Origin of the sequence: Streptomyces sp. NPDC001816 (genome assembly GCF_042892235.1) — a bacterium.
GTDB lineage: Bacteria > Actinomycetota > Actinomycetes > Streptomycetales > Streptomycetaceae > Streptomyces.
Genome location: NZ_JBIATY010000003.1, coordinates 534,271 through 552,936 on the forward strand (window position 1 = coordinate 534,271; position 18,666 = coordinate 552,936).

The window sequence follows — 18,666 nt, forward strand, 5'->3', positions numbered from 1 at the left end:
ATGAAACTCACTGTGGTCGGCGGAGGCTCGACCTACACCCCCGAACTCATCGACGGCTTCGCGCGCCTCAGGGACACCCTGCCCGTCGAGGAACTGGTGCTCGTGGACCCGGCGGCCGAACGCCTGGAGCTGGTGGGCGGCCTGGCCCGCCGGATCTTCGCCAGGCAGGGCCATCCGGGCCGGATCGTCACCACCTCCGACCTGGACGCGGGTGTCGAGGGCGCCGACGCCGTACTGCTCCAGCTGCGCGTCGGCGGCCAGGCGGCCCGCCGGCAGGACGAGACCTGGCCGCTGGAGTGCGGCTGCCTCGGCCAGGAGACGACGGGAGCCGGCGGTCTGGCCAAGGCGCTGCGCACGGTCCCGGTCGTCCTGGACATCGCCGAACGCGTCCGCCGCACCAACCCCCGTGCCTGGATCATCGACTTCACCAACCCCGTCGGCATCGTCACCCGCGCCCTGCTCCAGGCGGGCCACCGTGCGGTGGGCCTGTGCAACGTGGCGATCGGCTTCCAGCGCAAGTTCGCGGCGATGCTGGGCACCGACCCGAAGGACGTCCACCTGGACCACGTGGGCCTGAACCACCTCACCTGGGAGACGGGGGTGCGCCTCGGCGGCCCCGAGGGCGCGAACGTGCTGCCCAAGCTGCTGGCCGAGAACGGCGACGCCATCGCCGACGACCTGCGTCTGCCCCGCCCCCTCCTGGACCGCCTGGGCGTGGTCCCCTCGTACTACCTGCGCTACTTCTACGCGCACGACGCGGTGGTACGGGAACTGCGCACCAAGCCCTCCCGGGCGGAGGAAGTCGCCGCGATGGAGCGCGAGTTGCTGACGATGTACGGCGACCCGGCCCTGGACGAGAAGCCGGCGCTGCTGGCCAAGCGGGGCGGCGCCTTCTACTCGGAGGCGGCGGTGGACCTGGCGGCGGCCCTGCTGGGCGGAGGGGGAAGCCCGTACCAGGTGGTGAACACGCTCAACAAGGGCACCCTGCCGTTCCTCCCTGACGACGCGGTGATCGAGGTCCAGGCGGCGGTCGGCCCGACGGGCCCGGTGCCGCTGCCGGTCCCGGACCTGGACCCGCTGTACGCGGGCCTGGTGTCGAACGTGACGACGTACGAGGAGCTGGCCCTGGAGGCGGCGCTGCGCGGCGGCCGGGACCGTGTCTTCCGGGCGCTGCTGTCCCACCCCCTGATCGGCCAGTACGAGTACGCCGAGGCCCTCACCGACCAACTCGTCGCGCACAACCGGGAGCACCTGGCGTGGGCCTGACCACACCTGAATGCGGGAGTGTTCTCGCCATCGACGCGGGCAACAGCAAGACCGACGTGGCCGTGGTCACCGCCGACGGCGAGGTCCTGGCCACGGCCCGCGGCGGGGGCTTCCGCCCGCCGGCGGTGGGCGTCGCGGCAGCGATGGACGCCCTCGCCGACCCGGTCACCCGAGCCCTCTCGGACGCGGGCCTGCCCGCCGCCTCGCACGTCTCCGCCTGCCTGGCCAACGCCGATCTGCCGGTCGAGGAGGAGCAGCTGGCGACCGCACTGCACGCGCGCGCGTGGGGCACCTCGGTGGAGGTCCGCAACGACACCTTCGCGATCCTGCGGGCGGGCGTGGCCGAGCCCCGGGGCGTGGCCGTGGTGTGCGGCGCGGGCATCAACTGCGTCGGCATGCGCCCCGACGGCCGCACCGCCCGCTTCCCGGCCATCGGCCGCATCTCCGGCGACTGGGGCGGCGGTTGGGGCCTGGCCGAGGAGGCCCTCTGGTACGCGGCCCGCGCCGAGGACGGCCGCGGCGAGCCGACGGCGCTGTCCCGCACCCTCCCCGCCCACTTCGACCTCCCCTCCATGTACGCCCTGATCGAGGCCCTGCACCTCGACCACATCGAACACAGCCGCCGCCACGAGCTGACCCCCGTCCTCTTCGAGACGGCCGCACAGGGCGACCCGGTCGCCCGCTCGATCGTGCACCGCCTCGCGGAGGAGGTCGCGACGATGGCCACGGTCGCCCTCACCCGCCTGGACCTCCTCACCGAGCAGACCCCCGTCCTCCTCGGCGGCAGCGTCCTGACCGCCGGCCACACCCAGCTGAACGACACCGTCCAGGACCTGCTGTCGTCCCGCGCCCCCAAGGCCGACGTCCGGGTGGTGACGGCCAGCCCCGTCCTGGGCGCGGCACTGCTGGGCCTGGACCGGCTGGGGGCGGGTGCGGGGTCGCAGGAGCGGGCGCGGGCCTACTGGGAGAGGGGGGACTGAACGCCGGGCGCGCGCAACAGCGCCCAGGGGCGTTCCCGCCTCATGACCGACCCATCGAGATCAGTCGCTGTCGTCCAGGTAGAGACAGAACGGATGCCCGGCCGGGTCGAGCAGCACCCTGACGTTGGCCTGGGGCTGGTGGTCGGCTTCTCGGGCGCCGAGTTCGAGGGCGTGGGTGACCGCGGCCGGCAGGTCCGTCACCTCGAAGTCGAGGTGCATGGTGATGCGTTGGGTGCCCTCGCGGGCGGGCCAGACCGGGGGGACGTAGTCGTCCGCGCGCTGGAAGGCGAGGTAGGCGACGCCTTCCGGTGGGGTGATGGCCGCTCCGTCGGGGTCCTGCTTGGCGATCTCCCAGCCGAGGAGTTCGGAGTAGAAGCGGGCGAGGGCGTGGGGGTCGGGGGCTTCGAGGACCACCCCCCACCAGTCGTGGCGTGACATGCGGGGAGAGCCCGGCTCGTGGCTCGGTCGACCGTGCATGTCGGCGAAGGGTACAAGCAGTGCCGTGGGTTGCGGGGGAACCGATCCGCCGCACCCGGCGTGTTCATCAGCGGGGGGGGTGCGGCCAGCGCCCCGCGCCGTCACGCCGTGGGTTGCGCTGCGATCCGATCAAGATCGAGTGAAGGCTGGTGCGGATGTCAGTCCGGGCGGTGATACTTGGCGGCGAACGGATGACCATGGGGGAGGTCAAGTGACACACCCGCCGAAGAGCAGCGCGGCGCCGCCACCGGCGGGCCCCGCCATGCCCGCGATCCCCTCTCAGCCCGGCTCGCCCGCACGGGTGGGCCCGCCCCCGGTCCCGCGTCGTACCGCCTTCGCCGAAGGGGTCGAGCAGGTGCGGGCCGCCGCGACCACCGAGCCGGGGCGGCTGCGGATCATCGGGGCCGTCCTCGCGCTGCTGGTCGTCGCGTTCGGCGCGGTCACCGCCTGGCAGGCCTCCGAGCGGGCGGCCGCCGCCGACGACGTGCTGCACCGCAGCCAGCCGCTCAGTTCCGGCGCGGCCGGCATCTACCGTTCGCTGGCCGACGCCAACACGGCCGCCTCCAGCGGGTTCCTGGCCGGCGGGCAGGAGAGCGCGGACTCGCGCGACCGGTACGAGAAGGACATCCGTACGGCTGCCGCCGGGCTCGTCACGGCCGCCGCCAACGCGGAGCCGGGCTCCCCCTCCGAGGCGACCATCGCCAAGCTGAACCGGCTGCTGCCCGAGTACAAGGGGCTCATCGAGCGCGCCCGGACCTACAACCGGCAGGGTTATCCGGTCGGCGGCGCCTATCTGCGGTACGCCAACGAGAAGATGCAGAAGGAGATGCTCCCGGCGGCGGAGGATCTCTACACGAAGGAGAACCAGCGGCTCGACGCCGACTACGGGGACGCGACGCCGTACCCGTGGGTGGCCATCGCGCTCGGCGTGCTCGCGCTGGCCGCGCTCGGCTGGGCCCAGCACCGCACGTACCGGCGCACCAACCGCGTCCTCAACCACGGCCTGGTCGCCGCCACCGCCGCCACGACCGTGGTGCTGCTGTGGCTGGTCGTCGGGCACGCCGTCGCCCGCTCGGGCCTGGACGGCTCGTACGACCACGGCATCCGCTCGCTGAAGGTCCTGCACGACGCGCGGATCGCGTCCCTGAAGGCACGTGGCAACGAGAACCTGAGCCTGGTGGCGCGCGGCGCCGAGACGGTCACGGTCGGCGGACAGACGTACGACGCGTACTACTACGACTTCGACAAGGACATGACCGTGCTCGGCAAGGGCCTCACCGAGGCCGACGGGCTCGCCGACGACCGGGCGGGCACCGAGCCGGTCAAGGCGGCCGAGGGCAACATGGCGGTGTGGAAGAAGCGCCACACCTCGGCCCGTACCGAGGACGAGAACGGCAACTACCAGCAGGCGCTGGACATGGTGATCGGCGGCAAGGGCGCGACCGGTGAGTGCTTCGACAGCGTCGACCGCAATCTCGCCCTGGCCATCGACCACGAGCAGGCCGAGTTCAAGCAGGCCGCCGGGGACGGACGGGACGCGATGACCGGGCTGCCCATCGGCGCCGCCGTGCTGGCGGTCCTCGGTGCCGCGGGCGCGGTCGCCGGCATCGGACGCAGGCTTTCGGAGTACCGGTGACAGGGGGCAGGACGATGTACGCAGCACGTGCACGGGCCTCCCTGCGGGGCTGGGGCGGAGTCGGCGCGATGGCGGTGCTGTGCGCCCTGGCGCTGGCGTTCGTCCTGCTGCTGCCGCGAGCCCAGGAGGCCCGCCAGGACGGGCGCACGGCCGGCCCGGGCATGGCCGAGGCCACCCAGGCCCGGGCCTCGGACTGCAAGGACTCGGACGCGCAGAAGCAGACGCTGTCGCCGTCCGGCGCCGACGGGCCGACGATCGACGCCATCAAGTCCCGTACGGGCGCCAAGCGCAAGCTGGTCGTGGGCGTCGACCAGAACAGCTACCACTGGGGCTACCGCAACCCGAACACCGAGGGCGCGGAGCTGGAGGGCTTCGACATCGACCTGGTGCACCGGATCGCCGCGGACATCCTCGGCGACCCGGAAGCGGTACAGTTCAAGGCGATACCGACCAGCCAGCGCATCACCGCCATCCAGGACGGCCGGGTCGACATGGTCGTGCGCACGATGACCATCAACTGCCAGCGGCTCGGCGAAGTCGCCTTCTCCGCCCCATACTTCAAGACCGGGCAGCAGGTGCTGGCGCCCAAGTCCTCGCCGATCAAGGGGTACGACGGCACGCTCGCGCACAAGAAGATCTGCACGGCGTCCGGTTCCACGGCCTACCTCAAGCTGAAGGCCGACCGGGACAAGGGCACCCTGCCCGCCTCCACGGACATCTCCACCACGGTCCCCAACCAGCTCGACTGCCTGGTCCGGCTACAGCTCGGCGAGGTCGACGCGGTCGTCACCGACGGCGCGCTCGCCGCGAGCCAGGCCGCCCAGGACCCGACGGTCGAGCTGAAGGGCGAGGCGTTCACCACCGAGTACTACGGCGTGGCGATGAAGAAGGACGCCGACGATCTGGTACGCCGGGTCAATCGCATCCTGGTCGGCTACCGCACGAGCGGCTGGCAGGCGTCGTACGACCGATGGCTGTCGGCCACACTGGGCAAGGACTCGGGAGCGTCCAAGCCGCCGGCCCCGGAGTACCTGCGCAAGAGCTGACCCCCCGCCCCCGACCAGAACCCGCCCAAGTCCAACCACACAGCAGCGAGAGGTGATCGATGGGCGTCACGGACCCCGCCGGGCCGGTGATGGACCGGGACGAGGTGGACCGTGCGCTGGCGCGGCTCGGCGCCGAGCACGAGGCGATCGAGACCTCGCTGCTCGCCCTCCAGGACCACGCGGGCCGCAGACTCCTCGAAGGCGCCGAACTGACCGGCGTCACCAGGGAACGCTGGGCCGCCACGGAGGCGTCGATCACCCTGCTGTGGGCGTACTTCGACGCCTACACGGCCGCGCTGCGCTCCGCCCGGGAGATCCGCGCCCGGCGCCGCTGGTCCAGCCGCGAGGACCTGGTGGAGCTGACCGAACTGCTGCGCGGCGACTCCGTCACCGTGCCCGGCGGTGCCGCCACGCTCGGGGCCGCGAGCAAGCTCAGCGAGAGCTTCTCGCTCGGCACCCTGGTCGACCGGATGAACGAGCTGTACGCCTCCTCGCTGGACCTGGTCGTCACCGCCGACGCGGTCTGGTCGGCGCTGCCCGCCCGGATCGATTTACTCGCCGCGGAACTCCAGCGCACCCGCAAGCTCGCGCACTCCGTGGGCGTACGCCCCGGCGAGCACCCGGCCGGCGACGACCTGGAGCGCATCACCCGCACGCTGACCAGGCTGCGCGAGGACGTGGTCACGGACCCGCTCGCCTTCTGGGTGCCGGCGGAGGGCAGTTCGGCGCCCGGCGGCGGCCGCCCGGACACCACGGTGTACGACCGTGAGGCGCGCGCCCTGGAGGACGTACGCCGGGAGATCGACGCCGTGCTGACCGTCCGCCAGGACGCGGAGGCCCGGCTGATCCGGCTGCGGGACGTGCTCTCCCGCGCGGACCGCACCCTCGCCGAGGCGCGCACCGCCCGCGGCGAGGTGCTCGCCAAGATCGCCGCGACCGAGGTGCCCGTCGTCAGCGGGCCGCCGACCGTGCTGCAGGAACAGCTGGCGACCGCGGCCGAGTACCGACGGCAGGCGCAGTGGCACCGGCTCTCCCCGCTCCTGGAGTCCCTGGAGCAGAAGGCCGAGGACGAACTGCTGCGCGCCCGCGAGTCGTTGACGGCCGTCACCGCGCCGCTCGCGGTCCGCGCCGAGCTGCGCGGCCGCCTGGACGCGTACAAGGCGAAGGTCGCCCGGCACGGGCTGGCCGAGGACCCCCTGCTGATGGAGCGGTACGACAGCGCCCGGCGCATGCTGTGGAGCGCGCCCTGCGACCTGAGAGTGGCCGAGCAGGCCGTACTGCGCTACCAGCAGGCGGCGGCCGAGCAGTTCGGCGCATCGAGGATTCCCCAGCAGGGCGAAGCTCAGGACCGTAGGAGTGAGTCGTCATGAGTCAGGCACAGCGAGCGTGCCAGCGGCCGGGCTGCGAGGGGACGTACGAGGACGTCGGCGGCGGTGAGCTGTACTGCGACACCTGCGGCCTCGCACCCGTCGTCTCGGCGACCGGCATGGTCGGGTCGCCGCCCACCGGGATCACCGGTGGCGGCAAGGGCTCGGCGAGCGGCGGCAGTTCGCGCAGCTCGCGTACGTCGTCGCAGTCGTCCAGGTCGCGGCGTTCGGTGTCCGGGCGGCTCTCGCGCTCCCTGTCGGGCAGGTCCACCGGCCGCTCGGTGTCGGTGCGCAGCTCCGGCTCCTCCTCCGGCGCCTCCGCCCGGGGGCGGCTGGGCGCCGGTCTGGTCTCGGTGCCGCAGGTGCCGCGGCCCGACCCGCGCGCGATGGTGCTGGAGAACCCGGAGGTGCCCGAGCGGAAGCGGTTCTGCTCGCGGTCCGACTGCGGGGCCCCCGTGGGCCGGGCGCGCGGTGACCGGCCGGGGCGCACGGAGGGGTTCTGCACCAAGTGCGGGCACCCGTACTCGTTCGTGCCGAAGCTGAAGGCCGGGGACATCGTGCACGGCCAGTACGAGGTCGCGGGCTGCCTCGCGCACGGCGGCCTGGGCTGGATCTACCTCGCCGTGGACCGGGCGGTGTCCGACCGGTGGGTGGTGCTCAAGGGCCTGCTGGACACCGGCGACCAGGACGCGATGGCGGCCGCGATCTCCGAGCGGCGGTTCCTCGCGGAGATCGAGCACGCCAACATCGTGCGGATCTACAACTTCGTGGAGCACCTCGACCAGCGCACCGGCTCCCTCGACGGCTACATCGTCATGGAGTACGTCGGCGGCAAGTCGCTGAAGGAGATCGCCAACGCCCGCCGCACACCGGACGGCCGGCGCGATCCGCTGCCGGTGGAACAGGCGTGCGCGTACGGCATCGAAGCGCTTGAGGCGCTCGGGCATCTGCACAGCCGCAACCTGCTGTACTGCGACTTCAAGGTCGACAACGCCATCCAGACCGAGGACCAGCTCAAGCTGATCGACATGGGCGCGGTGCGCCGCATGGACGACGACGAGTCGGCGATCTACGGCACGGTGGGCTACCAGGCGCCCGAGGTCGCCGAGGTCGGCCCGTCGGTGGCGAGCGACCTGTACACGGTGGGCCGTACGCTCGCGGTGCTCACCTTCGACTTCCAGGGCTACACGAACGTCTTCGTGGACTCCCTGCCCGACCCGGACAACATCGAGGTCTTCCACCGGTACGAGTCCTTCTACCGGCTCCTGGTCCGCGCCACCGACCCCGACCCGGCCCGCCGGTTCGGCTCCGCGCAGGAGATGGCCGAGCAGCTGACCGGGGTCCTGCGCGAGGTCGTCTCGCTGCAGACCGGGCAGGCCCGGCCCGCGCTGTCGACGCTGCTCGGGCCCGAAGTGAAGGTCACGGACACCGAGTTGTTCCCCAAGCAGGACGGGGACGTGTCCCGGCTCGGGGCCCGGCAGGTGCGGGGCGTCCAGTCGGCTCCCGAGCTGCCCCCGGCGTCGATCGTCAAGCCGGTCGCGACCCCAGCCGCCGCCCTCGCCCTGCCCGTCCCGCTGGTCGACCCGGGCGACCCCAACGCCGGTTTCCTGGCCGGACTGATGGCGTCCGCGCCGGCCGAGCTGATCAGCGCGCTGGACGCGGCGCCCGCGCAGACCGTCGAGACCCGGCTGCGGCAGATCCGGGCCCGGCTGGAGAGCGGCGACCACCAGGCCGCGCTGATGTCGCTGGCCAAGCTCGACGAGGAACGGCCCGACGACTGGCGGGTGGTGTGGTACCGGGGCGTGGCCGCCCTGGTCACCGGCGACTTCGAGGGCGCGGCGCTGTCCTTCGACGCGATCTACGACGCCTTCCCGGGCGAGGCCGCGCCCAAGCTGGCGCTCGGCCTGTGCGCGGAGGTGCTCGGCCAGCTGGACAACGCGGCCGAGTACTACCGCCTGGTGTGGGCGACCGACCCGAGCTTCGTCAGCGCGGCCTTCGGGCTGGCCCGGGTGCAGCTCGCGGCCGGGGACCGGCGCGGTGCCGTACGGACCCTGGAGTCGGTGCCGGAGTCCTCCATCCACTACACGGCCGCCCGGGTCGCCGCGGTCCGGGCGCGGCTCAGACAGCGCACCGCGAGCGCCGCTGACGTACCGTTCCTGGACGACCTGACGGCCGCCGCCGGCCAGGTCGAGGCGCTGGACGCGTACGGCCTGGACCCGGCCCGGCGCGAGCAGTTGTCGGCCGAAGTGCTCGGCAGCGCACTGGACTGGATACTCTCCACAGGCCAGGGCACCGACCGACCCGCCGCCGGCGGACGGGTGTTGCTCGGCAGCGGTCTGGACGAGCGGGGCCTCCGCTTCGGACTGGAGCGCGCGTACCGCACGCTGGCCCGGCTGGCGCCCGGCGGCGAGGAGAGGATCGAACTGGTGGAACGGGCCAACCGTTACCGCCCCCGGACGTGGGTGTAGTTGATGTCGCAGATGCCCCAGCAGGCCGCACTGTCGAAGTGCCCGAGCTGCGCCGAGCCGCTCGAGTCGGGTGACCTGTTCTGCGGCGCGTGCGGACACGACCTCTCCGTCGTGCCCGTCCCGCCGCAGGACCATCCGACGCTCACCATGACCGGCTCCCCCGTGCCCGGGGACGGCGTGGACTGGCCCGCCCCCGAGCCGGCCGGCTCCGGCAGCACCCCGGGCGAGGTGCATCTGCCGGCCGATCTGCCCGGCACCGACTCGGGCGGCAAGCCCCTGCACGCCCAGGAGCCGGCCGCGCCCGGCGTCCGCTTCGACCGGCCCCCGGAGCCCGACGAGTACCCGCTGCAGGCACCGGACCCGCGCGCGGCGGCCGCCGTGCCGGAGGAGCCCCAGCCGGTCTGTGTGGCCTGCCGGGCGGGCCGGGTGGACAGCGACGGCTACTGCGAGAACTGCGGGCACGCCCAGCCCCGCGAACGCGACCACATGGAGCGGGAGTCGGGCCCGGTCGCCGCGGTCAGCGACCGCGGCCTGCGTCACCACCGCAACGAGGACTCCTTCACGGTCGGCCACACCGCGCTGCCCGACGGCTCACCAGCCGCCCTGGCGATCGTCTGCGACGGCGTGTCCTCGGCGACCCGCCCGGACGAGGCCTCGGCGGCCGCAGCGCAGGCGGCCGGTGACACCCTGCTGGCCGCCCTGCCGCGCGGCACGCACCCGCAGCAGGCGATGCACGAGGCGATCGTGGCCGCCGCCCAGGCCGTCAACGCGCTCGTCGAGGAGCCCGCAGCGGACCGCGAGCACGCCCCGCACCAGAACGCCCCGGCGTGCACCATCGTCGGCGCGATCGTCACCTCCGGGCTGCTGGTGGTCGGCTGGGTCGGCGACAGCCGCGCCTACTGGGTGCCGGCGGACCGCGGCGCGCCCGCGGCCCGGCTGACCGAGGACGACTCCTGGGCGGCGCAGATGGTCGCGGCCGGCCTGATGAACGAGGCGGAGGCGTACGCCGACGAGCGCGCCCACGCGATCACCGGCTGGCTCGGCGCGGACGCCTACGAACTGGAGCCGCACACCGCCTCCTTCAAGCCGGACCGGCCCGGTGTCGTGGTGGTGTGCACCGACGGCCTGTGGAACTACGCGGAGACGGCCGAGGAGATGTCCGAGGCCGTACCGGCCGACGCGGCCGAGCGGCCGCTGCACAGCGCCCGCGTTCTGGTCGGCCACGCCCTGGACGGCGGGGGCCACGACAACGTAACAGTGGCCGTCCTGCCGTTCCCGGCGCCGCCGCAGGGGGCAGGATCGGCCTGAGGCCGTACACGACGGGGAAGCCTCGACGGACCGGAGGGGACCGGTCCGTCCACACGCATTGCTCCGCTTCGGCGGGGTGTCCGAGGGGGATCTGAACCAACATGGCCAATTTCGCGAAGTCCCACGTGCCACAGTTCTCGGTCGACGTCTACCAGAACGAGTACCTGCCCGAGGGCGGCCGTGAGGTCAACGCCATCGTCACGGTGACGGCGACGGGCGGCGGCACGATCGGGAGCGCGGTCGCCGCACCCGTGTACGCACCGGGCCACGGGCCCTCCGCCGCCGTGGCGATCATGGTCGACTGCTCGGGCTCCATGGACTACCCGCCGACCAAGATGCGCAACGCCCGGGACGCCACGGCCGCCGCGATCGACACCCTGCGCGACGGCACCCACTTCGCGGTGATCGGCGGCACGCACGTCGCCAAGGAGGTCTACCCGGGCAGCGGACGGCTCGCGGTCGCCGACGCCCGGACCCGCGAGGAGGCCAAGCAGGCGCTGCGCCGGCTCAGCGCGGGCGGCGGTACGGCCATCGGCACCTGGCTGCGACTGGCCGACCGGCTGCTGTCCTCGGCGGACGTGGCCATCCGGCACGGCATCCTGCTCACCGACGGACGCAACGAGCACGAGTCGCCGGAGGACCTGCGGGCCGCGCTCGACTCCTGCGCCGGACGCTTCACCTGTGACGCGCGGGGCGTGGGCACCGACTGGGAAGTGAAAGAAGTCACAGGCATCGCCTCCGCGCTGCTCGGCACCGCCGACATCGTCGCCGACCCGGCAGGCCTGGCCGCCGACTTCACGCAGATGATGGAGGCGGCGATGGGCAAGGAGGTCGCCGACGTCGCCCTGCGGGTGTGGACCCCGGTCGGCACGACCATCAGGTTCGTCAAGCAAGTCGCACCCACAGTCGAGGAGTTGACCGGCCGGCGCACGGAGGCCGGGCCCCGGGCCGGGGACTACCCCACCGGGTCCTGGGGCGACGAGTCCCGCGACTACCACCTGTGCGTCGAGGTCCCGGCGGCCGGTCTCGGCCAGGAGATGCTCGCCGCCCGGGTCTCGCTGGTCGTCCCACAACCGGACGGAACGGCACAGAACCTCGGCGCCCAGGGGCTCGTACGGGCCGTGTGGACCGACGACATGACGGCCTCGACCTCGATCAACCCCCAAGTCGCCCACTACACGGGGCAGGCCGAACTGGCGCAAGCCATCCAGCAGGGGCTCGATCTTCGCAAAGCGGGCGATTTCGATGGAGCAACGGCCAAACTGGGCCGCGCTGTTCAGCTCGCGAGTGCCTCCGGGAACGCCGATACTGCGAAACTGCTTTCGAAGGTGGTGGACGTGGTCGATGCCGCGACAGGTACTGTGCGACTGAAGGCGAAGGTCGAGGAGGCCGACGAGATGACTCTCGAGACACGGTCCACAAAGACTGTTCGTGTAAAGAAGTAGTGCTCCAAGTGACGTAGCAGTACCGAGTAGGACCCTGAAGGAGAGGGGGAAGCGCCGACATGCCGACCTGCCCGAACGGACACCAGTCGGGTTCCGACGACTGGTGCGAGGTCTGCGGTCACCGCATGGCCGGTGCCGTACCTCCACCCCCGCCACCGCCACCGGCCGCGGGTGGCTACGGCTTCCCGCCCCCGCAGGGCACCCAGGCCGGCGGCCGCCCGCAGGGGGCCGGTGCGCCCGAGCCCGAGCTGTGCCCGCAGTGCCGTACGCCCCGCGAGGGCGGGGCGCCCTTCTGCGAGGAGTGCCGGTGGAACTTCCTGACCAACACGGCCACCTCGTACACCCCGGCCGCGCCGCGCACGGCCCAGCCGCGCTTCCAGCCGCCGAGCTCGACGTACGGCGGCGGTGACTCGTACGAGTACCAGGGCTCGCGGCCCTCGCAGGTGAACCGTCCCGCCGAGCCGATCCCGTCGTTCGGCAGCGAGCCCTCGGGCCCGACGCCGTTCGCCGGCGAGCGCGGCCCGTCCGGTCCGCCGCCCACCGCGGGCGGCCCGGGCGGCTTCGGCGGCAACCAGCGTCCCTCCGGTCCCCCGTCGGCCTTCGGCGGCGGTCCCGGTCAGGGGCAGGGCGGTCCTGGCGGCCCCGGCGGTCCTTCGGGCTTCGGCGGCGGTCCCGGTCAGGGCCAGGGTGGCCCCGGCGGCCCCTCCGGCCCGCCGCCCTTCGGTGGTGGCCCGGGACAGGGCCCCGGCGGCCCTGGCGGTCCGTCCGGCTTCGGCGGTCCCGGTCAGGGCCAGGGTGGCCCCTCCGGCCCGCCGCCCTTCGGCCGTGAGCCCTCTGGTCCCGGCGGCCCCGGTGGTCCCGGTGGCCCCTCCGGCTTCGGTGGCGACCCGTCCCGTCCGGTTCCGCCGCCGCCCGGGCCGACCCCGCCCGCAGGTCCCGGCGGCACGGCCGGCGGTGCGCCGCAGGCCTTCCAGCAGTCCGGCCCGCCCGCGCCGCCCGCGTTCCCGCGGGAGACCGGCCGGCCCCCGGCCGGCGGTCCCGCCTTCGGCGGCGGTGAGGACGACTGGGTGATCTCCCCGCCGTCGGCCGGAAGCCCCGGTGGCCCCGGCGGTCCCGGAGGCCCCGGCGGCGGACAGGGCGGCGGCTACGGCTACCCGCCGCCCGGTGCCACCCAGGCCCCGCCCGGCCCCGGCTTCCCGTCGGCACCGCAGGGTCCGATGACGTGGATCGCGACCATCGGCCCGGACCGCGAGTACTTCATGGCGATGATGCACCGCTCCGGCCCCGAGGCCGCGGGCCTGAACCTGCCCGCGTACTCGCCCGAGCAGCAGCGCACCCTCAGCGGCAACCAGGTCACCATCGGCCGCCGCCGGCACTCCACCGGCGACACCCCCGACATCGACCTGTCGGTGCCGCCGGAGGACCCGGGCGTCTCGCACCAGCACGCGGTCCTGGTCCAACAGCCGGACGGCACCTGGGCGGTCGTCGACCAGAACTCGACGAACGGCACCACGGTCAACGGCTCGGACGAACCGATCCAGCCGTTCGTGCCGGTGCCGCTGCAGGACGGCGACCGGGTGCACGTGGGCGCCTGGACGACGATCACCGTCCGCCGGGGCTGAGCCGGAACTGAGGCGGGACTGAGCCGGACGACGGGAATTGTCAGACAGGCCCTAGGGGAGGGGCCAGGTGTACGGCCCCTCCGGGTCGTCCAGCCATGCCCACACGTACTCACCGCTGACCGTGACGCCGTACCGTGCGCGCTCCGGTCTGCCCTCGCGCTCCCACAGGGCGTAGGCCTCCTGCGGGTCGAAGGCGCCGTGGGTCAGGGCGAGCAGGAAGCGGAACAGCTCGTGCTCGCGGGCCGGGCGCGGCAGCCCGTGCAGGGACACCGCCCCGGGTCCCGCCCGGCCCGTGCCCCGCAGGGGCACGAAGTAGGCGGGCGTGGACAGGAAGCGGCCCTCGGCGTGCCCGGCGTCGAAGACGTCGAGGGCGAGCAGCCCGGTCGCGAACGGGGTCATGATGCGGGCGCCGGCGTTGCACTGGTCGAGCCAGGCGCGCGGCACCGTGGACAGCGTGCAGGTGGCGATGACCCGGTCGAACGGGGCGCGTTCGGGCACCCCGCGCGCGCCGTCGCCGGTGACGACCGCCGGGTGGTACCCGGCCGCGGCCAGGTGCTGCCGGGCCGACTCGGTGATCTCCGGCTCCAGGTCGACGGTGGTGACGAGGTCGTGGTCGCCGAGCCGGTGGGCGAGCAGCGCCGCGTTGTACCCCGTCCCGGCGCCCACCTCCAGGACCCGGTTGCCGTCCTCGACCCGCAGGGCGACCAGCATCTTCGCCATCAGCGAGGGCTGGCTGCTGGAGGAGAGCAGCTCGCCGTCGCGCAGCCGGGTGGCCAGCGGGGTGTCGGCGTAGGCGCCGAACACCCAGCGTCTGCGCTCCTCGGGGTCCGGGCTCTCCCCCCAGCGGCGCTCGTAACCGTCCCGGACGCCGACGTAGTAGTACGGCACGAACAGGTGCCGGGGCACCTCCGAGAACGCCTCCCGCCACACCTGGTCCTCGTCCCAGACCCCCTCGGCGTCGATCTCCCGCACCAGCGCGGCCCGCGCCACGGCGGCGAGCACGTCGATCTCGGTGTCGTAGGCGCCCATGTGTCCACAGTAGGGCTGCCGCCGCCCACGGCAGGGCTGCCGGCACAGGAGTGGTCCTAAGCCTTGAGTCCTGGGTCACCCCGTCTGAGACCATGGACGGGTGAAAGAGATTCGGCGCGGCACGCTTCAGGAGCAGACCTTCTACGAGCAGGTCGGCGGGGAGGAGACCTTCCGCCGGCTCGTCCACCGTTTCTACGAGGGAGTCGCCGAGGACCCGTTCCTCAGGGCGATGTACCCGGAGGAGGACCTGGGTCCGGCCGAGGAGCGGCTGGCCCTGTTCCTGATGCAGTACTGGGGCGGCCCCACCACCTACAGCGAGAACCGCGGCCACCCCCGGCTGCGGATGCGGCACGCCCCGTTCACCGTGGACCGGGCCGCGCACGACGCCTGGCTGAGGCACATGCGGGTCGCCGTCGACGAACTGGGGCTCTCCGAGGAGCACGAGACGACGCTGTGGAACTACCTGACGTACGCGGCCCAGTCGATGGTGAACACCCCCGAATGACCCGCTGAACGCCGGAATCCGGTCGTCCGGCACCGGAATCCGGTCACGATCCGGTATAGACCGATCGAGAAGCGCTTACCGGCGAGCCGTCACCTCTGCCAGCATCACCCGAAGGTCTGGAAGTTCTGGAAGTCCGGACGACACGGGGGCAGGGTGACGGGGTTCGTCTTTGCACGCGCGCGGGCGCATCGCCTGCTGCTCGGCTCCACCCTGCTCACGGTGCTGCTCACCACCGCGGTGCTGGCGACGCTCACGGCGTACTCGGGCGCGATCGGGGACGCGGCGCTGCGCCATGTGCTGGCCGACCCGCGCAACGCGACCGCCACCTCGCTGATCGTCAAGGCCGAGGTACCGGCCGACGGGCGTGCCGCCGCCGACAGCGCCGTACGACAGGGGGCACGCCGGGCCTTCGACGGGTTACCGGTGACCGTGCGGACGCTGCGCCGCTCGGGCCCGTACGCGCTGCCCCGCTCGCTGCAGCCGCCCGCCGAGCGGTCGGGCGACCCGGATCTGACCTTCTTCGCCGCGCTGGACCGCACGCAGGTGCGGCCGGTGGCCGGCCGGCTTCCCGGCCGGACGGGCGGCGAGATCGAGGTGGCACTCCCCCAGGCTGCTGCCCGGCCGCTCGGCCTGAAGCCCGGCGACCACCTCACCCTGGCCGACCGGCTGGGCGACGGGACGGTCCGGGTGCGGGTCAGCGGGCTGTACCGGCCCGCGTCGGCGAACGCGCCGTACTGGCAGCTGGACGACCTGCTCGGGCGCGGTGTGAAGGAGTCCGGCTTCACGACGTACGGGCCGCTGCTCGCCGACTCCTCGGTGCTCGCCGGCACACGGGTCAGCACCGGGCCGACGGCCTGGCTGGCGTCGGCCGACTTCGGCTCGGTGACGACCGGGCGGATCGGGGCGCTGCGGGAGGCGGCGCGGACCGGGGGCCCGGCGCTGCGCACGTCCCACGCGCTGAGCGGGGTGACCGCGTCGGCGACCTCGCTGCCGGACGTCCTGGACCGGGCCGACCGCTCGTTGCTGGTCTCCCGCTCGACCCTGCTGATCGTCGCGCTCCAGCTGGTGCTGCTCGCCGGGTACGCGCTGCTGCTGGTGGCCCGGCTGCTCGGCGCCGAACGGGCGGCCGAGACAAGGCTGCTGCGGGCTCGGGGCGCCTCCCGTGCCCGGATCGCGGCCCTCGCAGCGGCCGAGTCGCTGCTGCTCGCGCTCCCGGCGGCCGTCTGCGCGCCCCTGCTCGCCGGACCGCTCACCACCCTGCTGACCACCCATGGCCCGCTGACCCGCCTCGACCTGCGGCTGGACCTCCCGCCCGGCGGCAGCCCCGGCGTCTGGCTGGTCGCGGCCGCCGTGGCCCTCGGCTGCGCGCTGACGGTGGCACCACCGGCGCTGACGGGGGCGGAGACGGAGCGGCGCGGCCGGCGGGCGGAGCCGGGCCGGACGCGACGACCGCTCATCTCCCGCTTCGGGAAGGGCCGTTCGGGAGTCTCCCCCGGCGGCTCCCGCCCCCGCGCCCGCCGCACCGGCGCCGGTCTGCTCCCCACCCCGCTGCGCGCCGGGGGCGACCTGGGCCTGCTCGCCGTGGCCGCGGTGGCCTACTGGCAGCTGGCGCAGCAGGACTCGGGGAGTGTCGCCGCGGACCGGTCGGGGGCGCTCGGGGTGGATCCCCTGCTGGTGGCCGCGCCGGCGCTGGCACTGCTCGCCGGGACGGTGCTGACGCTGCGGCTGCTGCCGCCCGTGGCGCGGCTCGCCGAGCGGTGGGCGGCGGCCGGGCGGGGGCTGCCGACGGCGCTGGCCGGCTGGCAGTTCAGCCGCCGTACCGCACGCGCCGCGGGCCCGGTGCTGCTGCTCGTGCTGGCCGTCGCGCTCGGCATGCTGGCCATCGGGCAGGCGTCCTCCTGGGACCGCTCGCAGGGCGACCAGGCCGACTTCCGCGCCGGAGTGCCGGTGCGGGTGCTGTCCGCAGGGGACGGGGAGCTGGGCCGTACGGACGTGTACGCGGCGCTGCCGCACGTACGCGGGGCGGTCCCGGCCGCACGCGCCGAGGAGCCCCTGTCCGGTGACCGTACGGCGACCGTGCTGGCCATGGACACCGCGCACGCGGGCAACGCGATGCTGATGCGCCCGGACCTGGCTGCCGTACCGGTGCGGCCGCTGCTGGCCGCGCTGGCGCCGAAGGACACCCCGGCCGGGACGCGGGTGCCCGCGCACACCGCGCGGCTGCGGCTGACGGCGAGCCTGCACAGCTCCGCAGGTTCCGGGACGACCGCCGACGTCACGGTCGGTCTCGAGGACCGGTCCGGGGTGCCGTACCAGCTGCCGTTCGGCCGGCTCCCCGCCGACGGCCGCCCGCACACCCTCACCCTCGACCTCGGCTCCGCCCCCGGCCCTGTGCTCCTCACCGGGCTCCAGCTGGACATGCCCCAGCCGGCCGTGCGGGCCGAACAACACCGGCTCACGTTCGGCGATCCGACCGCCGAAGGGGCCGACGGCACCCGGCGCCCGCTGGTGCTGCCCGCGTCCTGGACCACGGCCGTGCACACCGGCGGCGCGGCCGTGACGAGCCCCGCCACCAGCCCCACCCGGCCCCGTGTCGTCTCCACCCGGCCGCTGACCGTCTCCTATCGCACCGGATACCTCCCGGACGCGGACAGCCTGACCGTCGCGGCCCTGTCCGTCCAGCTCCAGGTGGCGCGTCCCAAGCCGCCCGAGGTGACGGCCGTCGCCACCGACCGGTTCCTGGACTCGGCGGGCGCCCGCACCGGGCAGCGCGTGGACGTGCAGATCGGCGACCAGAGCATCCCGGTGCGGATCGTCCGGGCGGTGCGCGCGCTGCCCACGACCGGCACCTCGGGCAGCCATGACGGCGGTGCCGTACTGGTCGATCTGCGGGCCGCGAACCGGGTGTTGCAGGCGCGGTACGGGGAGAGCCTCACGCCCACCGAGTGGTGGCTGCGCACCGCCCCGGGCCACGCGGCCCAGGTCGCCGCCGCGGTGCGGGCGTTGCCGGACGTCGTCGACCCGGGGCAGGTGGTGGTCCGGGACGAGATCGCCGCCGAGCTGCGCGACGACCCGTTCGGCGCCGGGCCCACGGCCGCGTTCGCCGCGGCGGCCGTGGTGGCGGCCGCCCTCGCCGCGGTCGGCTTCGCGGTGGGCGCCGCCGGCTCGCTGCGGGTGCGCGAGGCGGACTTCGCCGTGCTGCGCGCCCTCGGCGCCCCACGCCGCCGGCTGGCCCGCACGGTCGCCGCCGAGCAGGCCGTCCTGGTGGGCCTGGCCCTGGTGGTGGGCGTCGCTCTCGGCACCGTACTGGCCCGTGGAGTGCTCCCGTTGATCGTCCTGACCGGTGACGCCACCCGTCCGGTGCCCGAACTGCTGGTCCAACTCCCGTCCGGTCGAGTGGCGTTGCTGCTGGCGGCCGTCGCGGTCGCTCCGCTCGCGGTCTCGGTGGTGGCGGCTCTGCGCCGGGCGGATCCGGCGCGGGCGTTGCGCGAACAGAGGGGTGAGTGAGGTGAGTTCC

The 18,666-nt window shown here is 74.0% G+C and carries 13 protein-coding genes; 11 read left to right on the forward strand and 2 right to left on the reverse strand.

Annotated elements, in window-relative coordinates; genetic code table 11:
- Together ACFYZZ_RS13450 and ACFYZZ_RS13455 are read left to right on the forward strand one after the other, a co-directional pair.
- Nucleotides 1-1,266 (forward strand): 6-phospho-beta-glucosidase, encoded by a 1,266-nt coding sequence (locus ACFYZZ_RS13450; RefSeq protein ID WP_389174847.1) that lies wholly within the window; start codon nucleotides 1-3, stop codon nucleotides 1,264-1,266.
- On the forward strand, nucleotides 1,257-2,246 hold the full coding sequence (locus tag ACFYZZ_RS13455) for an N-acetylglucosamine kinase (protein WP_389174849.1): 990 nt from the start codon (nucleotides 1,257-1,259) through the stop codon (nucleotides 2,244-2,246). Before ACFYZZ_RS13450 ends, ACFYZZ_RS13455 begins: the two co-directional genes overlap by 10 nt.
- A 60-nt stretch (nucleotides 2,247-2,306) precedes the next feature.
- Here ACFYZZ_RS13455 and ACFYZZ_RS13460 read toward each other — a convergent pair whose 3' ends face one another.
- A complete protein-coding gene (locus ACFYZZ_RS13460) occupies nucleotides 2,307-2,723 on the reverse strand; it encodes a VOC family protein (RefSeq protein ID WP_389174851.1) in 417 nt (138 codons plus the stop codon).
- Between the two features lie 211 nt (nucleotides 2,724-2,934).
- On the opposite strand from ACFYZZ_RS13460, the gene ACFYZZ_RS13465 reads away from it, so the two are divergent.
- From ACFYZZ_RS13465 to ACFYZZ_RS13495, 7 genes are all read left to right on the forward strand, one after another.
- Entirely contained in the window at nucleotides 2,935-4,359 is a 1,425-nt protein-coding gene (locus tag ACFYZZ_RS13465; protein ID WP_389174853.1) for a hypothetical protein, read from the forward strand.
- Between the two features lie 14 nt (nucleotides 4,360-4,373).
- Nucleotides 4,374-5,405, forward strand: coding sequence for a glutamate ABC transporter substrate-binding protein (locus tag ACFYZZ_RS13470; RefSeq protein WP_389174855.1), 1,032 nt, complete (start codon nucleotides 4,374-4,376; stop codon nucleotides 5,403-5,405).
- Between the two features lie 59 nt (nucleotides 5,406-5,464).
- The gene (locus ACFYZZ_RS13475; RefSeq protein ID WP_389174858.1) at nucleotides 5,465-6,775 is read left to right on the forward strand and encodes a hypothetical protein; all 1,311 of its coding nucleotides are present in this window, start codon (nucleotides 5,465-5,467) and stop codon (nucleotides 6,773-6,775) included.
- Entirely contained in the window at nucleotides 6,772-9,240 is a 2,469-nt protein-coding gene (locus tag ACFYZZ_RS13480; RefSeq protein ID WP_389174861.1) for a tetratricopeptide repeat protein, read from the forward strand. The genes ACFYZZ_RS13475 and ACFYZZ_RS13480 overlap by 4 nt, the downstream gene beginning before the upstream one ends.
- Before the next feature lie 3 nt (nucleotides 9,241-9,243).
- Complete coding sequence (locus ACFYZZ_RS13485) at nucleotides 9,244-10,548, forward strand: protein phosphatase 2C domain-containing protein (protein WP_389174864.1); 1,305 nt, start codon at nucleotides 9,244-9,246, stop codon at nucleotides 10,546-10,548.
- A 101-nt stretch (nucleotides 10,549-10,649) separates the two neighbouring features.
- Nucleotides 10,650-11,993, forward strand: coding sequence for a VWA domain-containing protein (locus ACFYZZ_RS13490; protein WP_389174867.1), 1,344 nt, complete (start codon nucleotides 10,650-10,652; stop codon nucleotides 11,991-11,993).
- A 59-nt stretch (nucleotides 11,994-12,052) separates the two neighbouring features.
- Nucleotides 12,053-13,615, forward strand: coding sequence for an FHA domain-containing protein (locus tag ACFYZZ_RS13495; RefSeq protein ID WP_389174870.1), 1,563 nt, complete (start codon nucleotides 12,053-12,055; stop codon nucleotides 13,613-13,615).
- Nucleotides 13,616-13,666: 51 nt separating this feature from the next.
- Here the strand turns inward: ACFYZZ_RS13495 and ACFYZZ_RS13500 are convergent, their stop codons facing one another.
- Nucleotides 13,667-14,644: a methyltransferase domain-containing protein gene (locus tag ACFYZZ_RS13500; RefSeq protein WP_389174873.1), complete on the reverse strand. Its 978-nt coding sequence runs from the start codon at nucleotides 14,642-14,644 to the stop codon at nucleotides 13,667-13,669.
- Nucleotides 14,645-14,744: 100 nt separating this feature from the next.
- On the opposite strand from ACFYZZ_RS13500, the gene ACFYZZ_RS13505 reads away from it, so the two are divergent.
- Both ACFYZZ_RS13505 and ACFYZZ_RS13510 read left to right on the forward strand, forming a co-directional pair.
- The gene (locus tag ACFYZZ_RS13505) at nucleotides 14,745-15,149 is read left to right on the forward strand and encodes a globin (protein ID WP_386571628.1); all 405 of its coding nucleotides are present in this window, start codon (nucleotides 14,745-14,747) and stop codon (nucleotides 15,147-15,149) included.
- Nucleotides 15,150-15,302: 153 nt separating this feature from the next.
- Nucleotides 15,303-18,656, forward strand: a complete 3,354-nt coding sequence (locus tag ACFYZZ_RS13510; RefSeq protein ID WP_389174876.1) for an FtsX-like permease family protein — start codon at nucleotides 15,303-15,305, stop codon at nucleotides 18,654-18,656.
- Nucleotides 18,657-18,666 lie beyond the last annotated feature (10 nt).

Excerpts from the sequence above, each read along its gene's own strand:
- ACFYZZ_RS13450 (WP_389174847.1), top strand. The coding sequence starts at position 1 with ATGAAACTCACTGTGGTCGGCGGAGGCTCGACCTACACCCCCGAACTC.
- ACFYZZ_RS13460 (WP_389174851.1), bottom strand. The coding sequence starts at position 2,723 with ATGCACGGTCGACCGAGCCACGAGCCGGGCTCTCCCCGCATGTCACGC.
- ACFYZZ_RS13470 (WP_389174855.1), top strand. The coding sequence starts at position 4,374 with ATGTACGCAGCACGTGCACGGGCCTCCCTGCGGGGCTGGGGCGGAGTC.
- ACFYZZ_RS13475 (WP_389174858.1), top strand. The coding sequence starts at position 5,465 with ATGGGCGTCACGGACCCCGCCGGGCCGGTGATGGACCGGGACGAGGTG.
- ACFYZZ_RS13480 (WP_389174861.1), top strand. The coding sequence starts at position 6,772 with ATGAGTCAGGCACAGCGAGCGTGCCAGCGGCCGGGCTGCGAGGGGACG.
- ACFYZZ_RS13485 (WP_389174864.1), top strand. The coding sequence starts at position 9,244 with ATGTCGCAGATGCCCCAGCAGGCCGCACTGTCGAAGTGCCCGAGCTGC.
- ACFYZZ_RS13490 (WP_389174867.1), top strand. The coding sequence starts at position 10,650 with ATGGCCAATTTCGCGAAGTCCCACGTGCCACAGTTCTCGGTCGACGTC.
- ACFYZZ_RS13495 (WP_389174870.1), top strand. The coding sequence starts at position 12,053 with ATGCCGACCTGCCCGAACGGACACCAGTCGGGTTCCGACGACTGGTGC.
- ACFYZZ_RS13500 (WP_389174873.1), bottom strand. The coding sequence starts at position 14,644 with ATGGGCGCCTACGACACCGAGATCGACGTGCTCGCCGCCGTGGCGCGG.